This is a genomic window from Amycolatopsis sp. NPDC104863, from assembly GCF_055582965.1.
In genome coordinates, this window is the sequence record NZ_JBVJOW010000001.1 from 880,650 (window position 1) to 892,749 (window position 12,100).

Sequence of the window (12,100 nt, forward strand, 5' to 3'; positions counted from 1 at the left end):
CGCCCGCGTCAGCGCGGCGGCAGCACGCAGAACTCGTTGTCCTCCGGGTCGTCCGCCGGGTCGTCGAGAACCTTCGCGCCGAGCGTTACGAGCCGCGCCACCTCGGCCCGCTGGTCGCGGCACGCGGCCGTCATGTGGCCGCCACGATCCGGTTGACCGCCTCCGCGACCAGGTCCGGCTCGGCGACCGTCACCGTCAGGCCCGGGTGCCGCAGGAGTCCCCACGGTTCGATGCCGGGCACCGGTTCCCGGAAGCGCAGGCAGACACCGCCCGCGGTGGTCGTGCCGAACGTCAGGCCGCGGTCGGCGAGCGAAAGCCGGACGCCGAGGCCGCGCCACGCGCTGTACGGGCCGCTGACCTCGGCCCCGGCGAGGTTGTGCAGCGGCGTCGTGACCACCCACGGCCCGAGCCGCACCCGCAGGCCGCCCGCGTCGAGATCGAGGCCGCTGCGGGGGCCGAGCAGCCGTCGCACCCAGGGGTGGCCGACGGCGGAGTCCGCGTGCAGGCGGTACTGCACGACGACCGGCGCCGCGGTCATGCGCGCTCGCCCGTCGGCCGGGTGGTGGTGCGGTGCATGGGAACCCTCCTTCACGCCGTGTCCTTCCGGCTACCCGGTGGCGCCGGGCCGAAACCGCCCGGCGCGGACGTGGAGGGGCCGGGACTCGCGCCGGTCCCTCCAACCAGGACGCGGGCCCCCGGTCCGGTGGGGGTAACGAAGTCCGTGTCCCGGCCGGTTACCACATCCACGCGGGACCAAACCAAGTCCGAAGTGGACAATCGCGGTTCGGCCCGCCGGGCCCGGGGTAACCGGTGCGCGGTGACCGATCCGCGGAGGGAGGACCGATGGCCGAAGCGCCGGGGGAGCGGCCGCGGTCGCGCTTCGGGACCGCGCTGACCGAACGGCACGACCGGACGCCGGTGGGCTGGTTCGCCCGCGCGCTGCGGGTCCCGGGAACCGAACGGCAAAGTCTCGTCCAAGCCGCGAAAGCCACGTTCGCCGCCACCGGCGCCTGGCTGCTGGCCACGCTGGTGCTGCGGCTGCCCCAGCCGTTCCTCGCGCCGTACGCGGCGGTGTTCCTGGTGGACGCGACGGTGTACCGGTCGCTTCGGGGTTGGCTGCAGCAGGTCGGCGCCGTGGCGGCGGGCGTGCTGCTCGCCGCGCTCGCCGGGCAGCTGATCCCGTCGCAGGCCGTGGCGCTCGCCGTGGTCGTGTTCACCGGACTGCTGGCCGGGAACTGGCGGCACTTCGGCTCGGCCGGGATCTGGGTCGGCGTCACCGGCATGCTGGTGATCTCCTACGGCACCGCGACCGAGACCGTGCTGCTGGGCGACCGGCTGCTGGAGACCGCGCTGGGCGCGACGATCGGCGCGGTCGTGAACGCCCTGATCTTCCCGCCGCTGCACGGGGAACGGCTGTCCTCGGCCGCCGGCCGGCTCGCGACCGCGCTGTCGGAGCTGCTGGAGGCGACGGCCGACCTGGTCCGCCACGGCGAGCCGCCGGAGGACGTCGAAGACCTGCTGGCCCGGGCCCGTGACGTGCGGAGCCTCGTGCAGCTGGCCGAGGATGCCGCCGGCCTGACCAAGGAGGGGCGGCTGCTCAACCTGCGCCGCCGCCGGCCGGGGGCGGGCAGCCGGCACGAACGTCCACTCGCGACACTCATCGCGCTGTGGCCGCCGGTTTCCCAGCTGGTCACCGCCGTCCGGACGACGTCCGGGCAGCAGGAGCACCCGTTCGGCTACCCGTGGCCGGCCGCGCGGGACGCGCTGGCGGACCTGGTCGCGGGCTTGGCCGCCGCGGTCCGGTCGGTGGCGAAGGGCGGCGAAGCCGTCGACCTGGACCGGTCCCGTGAACTGCTGGCGCAGCTCGAGGAGCGGCTGGTCACCGCGGACGACGGCGTGTCCGCGCGGCTGGGGCTCGGCACCCTCACCCTGCCGGCGCGGCACCTGCTGGAGCGGCTGGAAAGCCGTTGACCTGGATCGAGGTAGCCGTCACGAAGCCGGGTACTGCTGCTCCCGGAGCAGGTTCGCCAGGTGGACGGCGTTGCGGACGAGCGTCGCGTTCGCCGAGGCCACGGCCTTGGGCGTCTCGTCGAGGTCGTTGTAGTCGCCGCCCTGCATGGCCTCGCCGTTCCAGTACGTGCCGCCCTGCGCCGGCACCGTGAAGCCGGTGTCGTTGAGGGCCTGGAACAGGTCAGCGATGATCTTGTGGGCGCCGTCCTCGTTGCCGACCGCCGCGGCGACCGCGACCTTGCCGAACATCGCGGGCCGGCCTTCGCCGTCCTGTTCGGACAGTTCGGCGTCGAGGCGTTCGAGGACGCGCTGCGCGACGCTCGACATGTGACCCACCCACGTCGGCGTGGCGACCAGCAGGACGTCGGCGGCCAAGATCTTGTGCCGGATCTCCGGCCACTCGTCACCCTCGCCCATGTCGGTTTCCACGCCCGGGCGGACGTCGTAGTCGACCACGCGGACGATCTCGCCGGTGGCGCCGCGTTCGGCGAACAGGTCCAGCAGCTGGCGCGCGATGAGGTCGCTGCTCGACTTCGACGGCGACGGCTTGAGCGTGCAGGTGAGCGCCAGGACGCGCAGGGGCATGGGTTCCTCCCGGTGGGTTCGGACCACTCCGGCTACCCGGTCCGCGCGGGCGCCAACCGCCGGCGGCCACGCGTTTGCCGCCCGCCCACCCGGGAAACCGGGGATCGACAACCCCACGGAAGAGGAGAGCCATGAAGGCAGTGACCTGGCACGGTAGGCGCGACGTCCGTGTCGAAGAGGTGCCGGACCCGAAGATCGAGGAGGGCACCGACGCCGTCATCCGGGTCACCTCGACCGGGATCTGCGGCTCCGACCTGCACCTCTACGAGGTCCTCGGCGCGTTCATGACCGAGGGCGACATCCTCGGCCACGAGCCGATGGGGATCGTCGAGGAGGTCGGGCCCGAGGTGAAGCACATCAAGCCCGGAGACCGGGTCGTGGTCCCGTTCACCATTTCTTGCGGCTACTGCTGGATGTGCGAGCGCGGCCTGCAGTCGCAGTGCGAGACCACCCAGGTGACCGAACAGGGCAAAGGCGCGTCGCTGCTCGGCTACACGCGGCTCTACGGCCAGGTGCCCGGCGGCCAGGCCGAATACCTGCGGGTCCCGCAGGCGCACTACGGCCCGATCAAGGTGCCGCACGGCCCGCCGGACGACCGGTTCGTCTACCTCTCCGACGTGGTGCCGACCGCGTGGCAGGCCGTCGAGTACGCGAACATCCCGAAGGACGGCACGGTTGTCGTCTTCGGGCTCGGGCCGATCGGGCAGATGAGCTGCCGCATCGCCCGTCACCACGGCGCCGGTCAGGTGATCGGGGTCGACCTCGTGCCGGAGCGGCTCGCGCGCGCCCGTGAGTACGGCGCCACCGCGCTCGACACGCGGGACCACAAGGAAATCGGCGACACCATCCGCGGGCTGACCCACGGCCGCGGGGCCGACGCGGTGATCGACGCGGTCGGCATGGAGGCCCACGGCGCCCCGGTCGGCAAGCTCGCGCACAACCTGGTGAACCTGCTGCCGCCGCAGCTCGGCGCGAAGATCACCGAGAAGGCCGGCATCGACCGGCTCAGCGTGCTGTACGCGGCCATCGACAGCGTCCGCCGCGGCGGCACGATCTCGCTGTCGGGCGTCTACGGCGGCATGGTCGACCCGATGCCGATGATGGAGCTGTTCGACAAGCAGATCCAGCTGCGGATGGGCCAGGCCAACGTCCGGCGCTGGATCGACGACATCATGCCGGTGCTCACCGGCGACGGCGACCCGCTCGGCGTCGAAAGCTTCGCGACGCACAAGCTGCCGCTCGCCGAAGCACCGCGCGCGTACGAGATCTTCCAGAAGAAGCTCGACGGCGCGCAGAAGATCCTGCTCCAGCCCAGCCGGTAGTCCTCGGGAGGAACCTGCCGTTCCGAGCCGCGCCGCCCACGCTGGCGGAGATCGCGGCGGGCTGGCAACCTCGACGGGGACGAGCCGGCCCCCGGGAGGTCCCAGTGAGTACCGAAGCCGTCGACGCCGTCGTCATCGGCGCCGGGCACAACGGCCTGGTGGCGGCGAACCTGCTGGCCGACGCGGGCTGGTCGGTGCTGGTGCTGGAGGCGACCGGGCATCCCGGCGGCGCGGTCCGGACGGCCGAGGTCACCGAACCGGGCTTCCGCAACGACCTGTTCAGCGCCTTCTACCCGATGAGCGCGGTGTCCCCGGTGATCCAGGGGCTGCGGCTGGGGGAGCACGGCCTGCGCTGGCGGCACGCTCCCGACGTCCTCGCGCACGTGCTGCCCGACGACCGGAGCGTGGTGCTGTCGCGGGACCTCGACCGCACGGCGGCGTCGGTCGAGGCGTTCGCCCCCGGCGACGGCGACGCGTGGCGGCGGCTGGTCGAGCAGTGGCGGGAGATCCGGGAACCGCTGCTGGACGCGTTGTTCACGCCGTTCCCGCCGGTCCGCCCGGGGCTGAAGCTGCTGTGGCGCACCGGGACGCCGGAAGCGCTGCGCCTGGCGCGGATGCTCACGCTGCCCGCGCGGCGGTTCGGCGACGAGCTGTTCGACGGCGAGGGCGCGAAGCTGCTGCTGGCCGGGAACGCCGCGCACAGCGACCTGTCGGTGGACAACGCGGGCAGCGCGGTGTTCGGCTGGCTGATGGCGATGATCGGCCAGGACGAGGGGTTCCCGGTGCCGGCGGGCGGCGCGGGGGAGCTGATCACGGCGCTGGTGCGACGGCTGGAGTCCCGCGGCGGAACCGTCCACTGTGGACGTCCGGTGGCCGAGGTGCTCGTCCGCGATGGACGCGCGCTCGGGGTCCGCGGCACTTCCGGCGCCCCGGTGCGCGCCCGCAAGGCCGTGCTCGCGGACGTCCCGGCGCCGATCCTGTACGGCGACCTGGTCGGCGCCGAGTGGCTGCCGCGGCGGCTGGTCGAGGATCTCGGCCGGTTCGAATGGGACAGTGCGACGGTCAAGGTGGACTGGGCGCTGTCCGGCCCGATCCCGTGGACGGCCGAAGCCGCGCGCGGCGCCGGCACGATCCACCTGGGGACGGACCTCGACGGCCTGTCCGCCTACGGGAGCGAGCTCACCCGCGGCCGCACCCCGCGGCGGCCGTTCCTGCTGCTCGGCCAGATGACCACCACGGACCCGGACCGGTCCCCGCCCGGCACGGAGTCGGCGTGGGCGTACACGCACGTCCCGCGCGGCACGATGGAGAACCGCGCGGCGCTGGAGCGGCGCGCGAAGCGCATCGAGGAGACGGTGGAGGCGAACGCGCCGGGCTTCCGCGACCTGATCAAGGCCCGCTACGTCCAGGGGCCGGTGGAACTGGCGAACCACAACCCGGGCCTGGTGGGCGGCGCGATCAACGGTGGCACCACGGCGATTCACCAGCAGCTGTTCTTCCGCCCGGTGCCGAGCGCGGGCCGCGCGGACACCCCGGTGGACCGCCTGTTCCTGGCGGGCGCGTCGGCGCACCCGGGCGGCGCGGTCCACGGCGGCCCGGGCGCGAACGCGGCCCGGGCGGCGCTGGCCCGGGCGGGAAAGCTGGGTCCCGGGTACGCGGCGGTGATCCGGGCGGCCCACCGCGCGATCTACGGCTGAGCCGGGTTGGCGTGCTTGCCGGTCGCGAGGTCGGCGAGACGAGCCAGGGACTCGGTGTTACGGGGCTTCACCAGCAGCGACTGCAGGGCCGCCGGCAGCAGCTTGCCGGGCCCGCGCACGACGTGTTCGGTCATCCGGACCAGGGTCTTTCCGTCGCCGTGCGGCACGAGCGTGAGCCCGACCGCCGCGGCGCCGACGGGCCAGGCCCGCGCCTCCAGCGCCAGCGAAAGCCCCGGCTCGACCGCGGTCACGACGGTCTCGTCCTGGATGTGCACCGGCCACGGGCCGACGCTGTGGTGGATCCGCGAGCCGGTCGCGGGCCAGCGCTCGTCGACGTCGCGGATGTGCGAGCTCCCGACCACCCAGCCGGCATAGAGCCAGCCGTCGGCGAGGACGTCGTACACGGCTTCGGGCGGCACGTCGATCACCCGGCTGACCTCGGTCACGACTACCTCCTGCTCGTCGGGGCGAAGCGGGAGTACCCCGTCACCGACGGGGTATGCCCGCGCCGACGAACCCGAGCCTGCGGCCGCGTGCCACGATGGTGGTCGACGACGAAGCCACCGCCGTGGCGCGGAAAACCGAACGGAGCTGAGCGGGATGGCCTGCCGGATCACCGAGCTCGTCCTGGACTGTGCCGATCCCGGCCGGCTCGCCGAGTTCTGGTGCGCCGTGCTCGGTTACGAGATCGTCGGCCACGAGCCCGACGGTCTCGAGCTGGGTCCGCCGGGTGGCAAGTTCGGCGCCGGGCCGCCGACGCTGGTCCTGGCGCAGACCGACAACCCGCGCCGAGGGAAGCTGCCGTTGCACCTGGACGTGAGCCCGGCCGGCACGGATCACGAGACGGAGCTGGCCCGGTTGCTGGCGCTCGGCGCGCGCCCGGCCGACGTCGGTCAGGACGGCACTGAGTCCTGGGAAGTGCTGCAGGACCCGGAAGGCAACGAGTTCTGCCTGCTGCGCACGGACGTCGGCGCCGCCTGAGCGGTCAGTCGCTTTCGGCCGCGCAGCGGCGCCACTGCACCCGGTCGCCGGCCTGGTCCGCGTGCCACACGGGTGTCCCCTCGGACTCCCACGTCGGCAGCAGGCGTCCGGTCACCACGCGCCCGCGGTCGACCCGGCCGAACAGTTCGGCCCCGTCCGCGCGGCGGGCCGCCGGGATCCACGCCGGGAACCTCGCCCGCGGCAGCTTCCGTTCGATCCACTCGCGGGCCGAGCCCTCGCTCCCGTGGTCGGATTCGACGATGCTCGACACCGGCCCGTCGCCGCCGACCGCGAGGCCGATCGACGCGCGCCAGCGCACGGAGGAAACGTCGGGATTCATCGGTCCCAGGTTCCCGGACGAGCGGGTCCGCGGGCCAGTACACGTACGGGTGGATCGACGCTCACTCACCGTGCCCCCTGCTGTCTGCGGCCGTCCGGACACCCTCGGATTTCCCCGCCCGGGTGATGTTCAATCACGCGCTGCTCAGCAGCCGTGCGCACGCCTTCTCCAGCACCGCCCGCGCGTCGTCGCCGTCGACGCGTGCCGCCCGCTTCAGCGCCGCCGCGATCGTGCGCTCGTCGCGGTAGGCCTCGACCAGCCGCGGGTCCACATAGGACGATCGGCACACCGCGGGGGTGTTGCCCAGCGCCAGGGAAACCTCCTTCATCACGCCCGCTTCCGCGCGCTTGCGGGCGGCGGGCGACGACGGCGGGTCCGCGGCGGCGAACGCGGCCGCCGCCAGCACCGTCGCGTTCCAGGTGCGCAGGTCCTTCGCGGTGCAGCCGTCGCCGGCGAGCTCCTTGAACCGCTCGTTGACGTCGGCCGCGTGCACTTCGTGCCAGGTCCGGCCCTCGCGGTGGACGAGCAGCCGGTCGCTGCCCGACCGGCTGCGCAGCAGGGACTTCAGGACCTTGGCCAGCGCCTCGTCCCGGATCGCCACCTCACGGTCGAGACCGCCTTTGGCGACGTAGCAGAACCGGCATTCGTCCCCGCGGACCGCAGCGTGCTCCCGCAGCAGCGTCGCGACGCCGTGCGTGCCGTTCTCCTCCGCGTACTCCTCGCCGCCGGTGCGGAAGATCCCCCGGTCGAGCATCCGCAGCGCCGCCGCGAGAACCCGCTTCCGGGTGAGGCCGGATCCGGACAGATCGGTCTCGACCGAGTCCCGCCACGCCGGGAGCCGGCGGGCCATCGCCAGGACGCGGTCGTGCTTCTCCTCGTCGCGGTCCCGCCGCCACTGCTCGTGGTAGAGGTACTGGCGCCGCCCCGCGTCGTCGGTCCCGACGGCCTGGACGTGCCCGTTCGGGTGCGGGCAGATCCACACGTCCCGCCAGGCCGGCGGGATGACCAGGGCCTTGATCCGGTCGAGCGGCTCGGCGCCGGTGACGGGCCCGCCGTCGGCCGTCGTGTACGAGAAGCCGCGGCCGCGGCGGACCCGCCGGAAGCCGGGGCCGCGCAGGTCACTGCGCCGGAGTCGGGTGCGTCCCACGCCCCGTTGGTACCCGCCCCGGCCGCCGCGAAACCCGGATCACCCCGGTCGGGGCCGGACCGCATTTCGTCCACAGTAGACCCGTCACCGTCCGGGTCCGCGGGCGCGCCGCGGTGATCACCGTCCGGGCGCCCGGTTCGGTGCGGGCAGAACGGGCCCGCCGGCGTCGAACGCGGGCAGCCCGGCCGTCCGGGCGGGCCCACGCCGTGGACCTCGCGATCCGCGGTCCGGCCCGGCTCCCGGTGTGCGGCACGACGGTGGGTGACAACCTCGTTTCGGTCCGCGTCCGGTGGCGGCACGAGTGCCGGAGACGACTACCGTGGCCGTCGTGAGGAGGTGGTCGCCGTGCCCGTCCACCGGGGCGTGGTGGTGGTCGGCGCCTCCGCCGGCGGGGTCGAGGCGCTGCGCGGGCTCGTCGGGGCGCTGCCCGCGGACTTCCCGGCGGCGATCGTCGTCGTCCTGCACCTGGCGCCCGGCGTGCCGAGCGCGTTGCCGCAGGTCCTGAGCCGCGGCGGGCTGCTGCCCGCGGTCCAGGCGGAGCACGGCCGTCCGCTGACCCCGGGTGTCATCCACGTCGCGCCGCCCGACCACCACCTGCTCCTCGACGACGGCGTGCAGTGCCTCAGCCACGGGCCCACCGAGAGCGGGCACCGTCCGGCGATCAACGCCACCTTCCGGTCCGCGGCGCTCGCCGCGGGACCGGAGGCGGTCGGCGTGGTGCTTTCCGGTGCCCTCGACGACGGCGCCGCCGGGCTCAGCTCGATCGTCGAACGCGGTGGGGTGGCGATGGTGCAGGACCCGGCGGAGGCGATCTACCCGGGCATGCCCGAGAGTGCGCTGGCCAGGGTGCCGACGGCGCACGTGCACCCGGTCGAGATGCTCGGCAAGATGCTGGACAAGCTGGTGCGCGCCCCGATGGCGCCCGCCGCCATGCCCGCACCCTCACCGACGCTCCTGCTGGAGGACCGGATCGCCCGGGACGGCGTCCGGCTCGAGGCCGTGGTGGCGGACGAGGTTCCGGCGTCCGGCCACAGCTGCCCGGACTGCGGCGACGCGCTCGTCGAGGTCGACGGGCCGGCGGGCCGGTACCGGTGCCGCGTCGGGCACGCCTGGTCGGCCGAGGCGCTGCTGCGGGCCCACGACCTCGGGTTCGAACGGGCGCTGTGGACGGCGCTGCGGGCCCTCGACGAGAAGGCGGCCCTGGCCGGCCGGATGCAGCGGAACGCCGTCGCCCGCGGCCGCGGTGCGCTGACCGGCGGGCGGTACCAGAACACCGCGCGCGAGTGCGCCGAAGCCGCGGAGACCCTCCGCCGGTTCCTGCTCGCGCAGCAGCCGGGGCCGGACTCGTGACCGCGGCGGCGGTGCACCTCGTCCCGGAGCCCCGGGCGTGGGCGACGGTGGTCACCGTGACCGGGACGCTCAGCCTGGACAGCTACCCCGACCTGCGGGACGGCCTGCTCAAGATCGCCACGGACGCCGTCAACGGCGTGGTCGCCGACATCGCCGGCCTCACCGTCGAAGAAGACCGGCTGGTCACCGTCTTCGGCACCGTCGCCCTGCGGGTCAGCGACTGGCCGGGCATCCCGTTTTCGCTCGTCACCCCGCGCCCGGACCACTTCCGGGTCCTGACGAGCCGGGCGGTCGCCCGGTTCGTCGCGGTCCACCCCGACCTGGGCACGGCCGAGCGGGAGCTGCACCACCCGCCGCGGCGCCGGGCGGTGCAGCTGCTGGTACCGGTGCCCGGCGCGTCGGCGCTCGCGCGGCGGTTCGTCACCCGGGTCTGCGCCGACTGGGGGGTGCCCGAACACACCGAGGACGCCCTGGTCATCGCGACGGAGCTGGTCGAGAACACGATCCGGCACACCGGCTCCGCGGCCCGGCTGCGGCTCGAGCTGCGGCCGGACCTGCTGTCGGTGTCCGTTGCCGACGACGACCCGCGCCCGGCCGTGCTGCATGAGCGGGTCGCCGCGACCGACCCCGGCCTCGGGCTGGCGATGGTCGCGCAGATTGCCCGAGTCTGGGGCTGCAACCCCTCCTGGACGGGCGGGAAGGTGGTCTGGGCGGTGCTGACCCGGCGTGGCCGCCCGCGGGCCCACCGCCGGGTAGCCTTCCCCCGGTGACGGATCTGCGGCCGGAAGGCGACGACGAGTTCGAAGCGGTGCTCCGCTACATCAAGGAGTCCCGCGGCTTCGACTTCACCGGCTACAAGCGGACGAGCCTGATGCGGCGGGTCCAGCGGCGGATGAGCCAGGTGGGCGCCGAGAGCTACGCCGACTACGTCGACCAGCTCCAGGTGAACGCGGACGAGTTCGTCGCCCTGTTCAACACGATCCTCATCAACGTCACCGCGTTCTTCCGCGACCCGGATGCCTGGGAGTACCTGCAGAACGACGTCGTCCCGGCGTTGCTGGCCGCGCGCAGCCCGGAGGAGCCGATCCGGGTGTGGTGCGCGGGGTGCGCGGCCGGCCAGGAGGCCTACAGCCTCGCCATCGTCTTCGCGGAAGCGATCGGGGTCGACGCCTTCCGCCGGCGCGTCAAGATCTACGCCACGGACGTCGACGAGGAAGCCCTCACCCAAGCGCGCCACGCCGCCTACACCCCGGCCGAGCTCGAAGGGCTGCCCGAAGGCGCCCTCGAAACCTACTTCGAGCAGCACGGCAGCCGGTACAGCTTCCGCAAGGACCTCCGCCGCTCGGTCATCTTCGGGCGCAACGACCTCGTGCAGGACGCCCCCATCTCGCGCATCGACCTGCTCGCGTGCCGGAACACGCTGATGTACTTCAACGCCGACACCCAGACGAAGATCCTCGAGCGGTTCCACTTCGCGCTGGCGCCGCGGGGGATGATGTTCCTGGGCAAGGCGGAGATGCTGCTCAGCCACACGCGCATCTTCGAGCCGCTCGACCTCAAGCAGCGCGTCTTCCGCAAGATCGCCGATTCGCAAGCGGGCTTCCGCACCTTCGTCTCCCAGGGCCTCCCGGCCCGGCGGGCGGACGACGAGGTCGCCGGCCTCGACCAGCTGCGCGAGCACGCGTTCTCCGCGAGCCCCGTCGCCCAGATCGTGGTGACGGCCGACGAGGTCATCGCGCTGATCAACCAGCAGGCCGAGATCTCGTTCGGGCTGACCGACCGGGACCTCGGGCGCAAGCTGTGGGACGTCGACCTCTCCTACCGCCCGGTCGGGCTCCGGCCGTATGTCGAGCAGGCCCGGCTGGAACGCCGCTCGCTGCGGATCAAGGACGTCGAGTGGCGCCGCGCCGGCGACACCGTGTGGTACGAGGTGCACGTGAACCCGTTGCTGGGCAAGGAAAAGAGCCTGCTCGGGGTGTCGGTCGTGTTCCACGACGTCAGCTGGGCGCGGCTGCTGCTCACCGAGCTCGAGCACGCGAACCGCCAGCTCGAGTCGGCCTACGAAGAGCTGCAGTCGACCAACGAGGAGCTGGAGACCACGAACGAGGAGCTCCAGTCCACTGTGGAGGAGCTGGAGACGACCAACGAAGAGCTCCAGTCCACCAACGAAGAGCTCGAAACGATGAACGAGGAGCTGCACTCCACCAACGACGAGCTGCAGACGATCAACGACGCTCTCCGCGACCGCGGCGTCGAGCTCGACGAGCTGAACGACTTCCTGGAGTCCGTGCTGACCTCGGTCCAGGCCGGGATGGTCGTCCTCGACACCGAGATGCGGATCAAGGCGTGGAACCGGGGCGCCGAAGACCTGTGGGGCGTCCGCCGCGAAGAGGCCGAGGGCATGCACCTGCTCAACCTCGACATCGGCCTGCCGCTGGCCGAGCTCCGCCCGGTCGTGCGCGACGCGCTGACCGACGCGGCGACCCGCACCGAGCTGACCCTGGACGCCATCAACCGCCGGGGCCGCGCGGTCGTGGTCCGGCTGCGCTGCAGCGCGTTGCACAGCACCGGCGACGAGAGCCACGGCGCGCTGCTGATGATGGAAGAGCTGCCGCCCGCTTCCTGAACCGCGTCCCGGCGTGTTTCGTGATGATCATGCCCGGGGTAC

Annotated in this window: 12 protein-coding genes and 1 pseudogene; 7 read left to right on the forward strand and 6 right to left on the reverse strand. The window is 73.2% G+C overall.

The window, feature by feature from the left end:
• Positions 1–8: 8 nt before the first annotated feature.
• Together ACZ63J_RS03890 and ACZ63J_RS03895 are read right to left on the reverse strand one after the other, a co-directional pair.
• Positions 9–152, reverse strand: a pseudogene (locus tag ACZ63J_RS03890) (VOC family protein); the annotation flags it as partial.
• Positions 131–592: a hypothetical protein gene (locus ACZ63J_RS03895; RefSeq protein ID WP_465399858.1), complete on the reverse strand. Its 462-nt coding sequence runs from the start codon at positions 590–592 to the stop codon at positions 131–133. The gene ACZ63J_RS03895 and the pseudogene ACZ63J_RS03890, both read right to left, overlap by 22 nt.
• A gap of 251 nt (positions 593–843) precedes the next feature.
• Between ACZ63J_RS03895 and ACZ63J_RS03900 the strand changes: the two genes are divergently transcribed.
• Positions 844–1,971 carry an FUSC family protein gene (locus tag ACZ63J_RS03900; protein WP_465399857.1) on the forward strand — a complete coding sequence of 376 codons (1,128 nt, stop codon included), beginning with the start codon at positions 844–846 and terminating at the stop codon, positions 1,969–1,971.
• 18 nt (positions 1,972–1,989) lie between these two features.
• On the opposite strand, the gene ACZ63J_RS03905 is transcribed toward ACZ63J_RS03900, so the two are convergent.
• Positions 1,990–2,595: a flavodoxin family protein gene (locus tag ACZ63J_RS03905; RefSeq protein WP_465399856.1), complete on the reverse strand. Its 606-nt coding sequence runs from the start codon at positions 2,593–2,595 to the stop codon at positions 1,990–1,992.
• A gap of 131 nt (positions 2,596–2,726) precedes the next feature.
• Between ACZ63J_RS03905 and ACZ63J_RS03910 the strand changes: the two genes are divergently transcribed.
• A complete protein-coding gene (locus tag ACZ63J_RS03910; RefSeq protein WP_465399855.1) occupies positions 2,727–3,917 on the forward strand; it encodes a zinc-dependent alcohol dehydrogenase in 1,191 nt (396 codons plus the stop codon).
• 104 nt (positions 3,918–4,021) lie between these two features.
• Positions 4,022–5,614, forward strand: coding sequence for a phytoene desaturase family protein (locus tag ACZ63J_RS03915; RefSeq protein WP_465399854.1), 1,593 nt, complete (start codon positions 4,022–4,024; stop codon positions 5,612–5,614).
• Here the strand turns inward: ACZ63J_RS03915 and ACZ63J_RS03920 are convergent.
• On the reverse strand, positions 5,605–6,060 hold the full coding sequence (locus ACZ63J_RS03920) for an SRPBCC family protein (RefSeq protein ID WP_465399853.1): 456 nt from the start codon (positions 6,058–6,060) through the stop codon (positions 5,605–5,607). The genes ACZ63J_RS03915 and ACZ63J_RS03920 overlap by 10 nt on opposite strands.
• Positions 6,061–6,214: 154 nt before the next feature.
• On the opposite strand from ACZ63J_RS03920, the gene ACZ63J_RS03925 reads away from it, so the two are divergent.
• Entirely contained in the window at positions 6,215–6,595 is a 381-nt protein-coding gene (locus tag ACZ63J_RS03925) for a VOC family protein (RefSeq protein ID WP_465399852.1), read from the forward strand.
• 4 nt (positions 6,596–6,599) lie between these two features.
• Here the strand turns inward: ACZ63J_RS03925 and ACZ63J_RS03930 are convergent, their stop codons facing one another.
• Both ACZ63J_RS03930 and ACZ63J_RS03935 read right to left on the reverse strand, forming a co-directional pair.
• A complete protein-coding gene (locus tag ACZ63J_RS03930; RefSeq protein ID WP_465399851.1) occupies positions 6,600–6,935 on the reverse strand; it encodes a hypothetical protein in 336 nt (111 codons plus the stop codon).
• A 133-nt stretch (positions 6,936–7,068) separates the two neighbouring features.
• Positions 7,069–8,082 (reverse strand): DNA topoisomerase IB, encoded by a 1,014-nt coding sequence (locus ACZ63J_RS03935; protein ID WP_465399850.1) that lies wholly within the window; start codon positions 8,080–8,082, stop codon positions 7,069–7,071.
• Positions 8,083–8,427: 345 nt separating this feature from the next.
• Between ACZ63J_RS03935 and ACZ63J_RS03940 the strand changes: the two genes are divergently transcribed.
• Genes ACZ63J_RS03940 through ACZ63J_RS03950 form a run of 3 tightly spaced genes read left to right on the forward strand, consistent with a single transcriptional unit; the run spans position 8,428 to position 12,058 of the window.
• Positions 8,428–9,432 carry a chemotaxis protein CheB gene (locus ACZ63J_RS03940; protein ID WP_465399849.1) on the forward strand — a complete coding sequence of 335 codons (1,005 nt, stop codon included), beginning with the start codon at positions 8,428–8,430 and terminating at the stop codon, positions 9,430–9,432.
• On the forward strand, positions 9,429–10,202 hold the full coding sequence (locus ACZ63J_RS03945; protein ID WP_465399848.1) for an ATP-binding protein: 774 nt from the start codon (positions 9,429–9,431) through the stop codon (positions 10,200–10,202). The genes ACZ63J_RS03940 and ACZ63J_RS03945 overlap by 4 nt, the downstream gene beginning before the upstream one ends.
• Positions 10,199–12,058, forward strand: a complete 1,860-nt coding sequence (locus tag ACZ63J_RS03950; RefSeq protein WP_465399847.1) for a CheR family methyltransferase — start codon at positions 10,199–10,201, stop codon at positions 12,056–12,058. Before ACZ63J_RS03945 ends, ACZ63J_RS03950 begins: the two co-directional genes overlap by 4 nt.
• Positions 12,059–12,100: the final 42 nt, after the last annotated feature.

Coding starts and splice junctions, on each gene's coding strand:
- ACZ63J_RS03900 (WP_465399857.1), top strand. CDS start 844: ATGGCCGAAGCGCCGGGGGAGCGGCCGCGGTCGCGCTTCGGGACCGCG.
- ACZ63J_RS03905 (WP_465399856.1), bottom strand. CDS start 2,595: ATGCCCCTGCGCGTCCTGGCGCTCACCTGCACGCTCAAGCCGTCGCCG.
- ACZ63J_RS03910 (WP_465399855.1), top strand. CDS start 2,727: ATGAAGGCAGTGACCTGGCACGGTAGGCGCGACGTCCGTGTCGAAGAG.
- ACZ63J_RS03925 (WP_465399852.1), top strand. CDS start 6,215: ATGGCCTGCCGGATCACCGAGCTCGTCCTGGACTGTGCCGATCCCGGC.
- ACZ63J_RS03930 (WP_465399851.1), bottom strand. CDS start 6,935: ATGAATCCCGACGTTTCCTCCGTGCGCTGGCGCGCGTCGATCGGCCTC.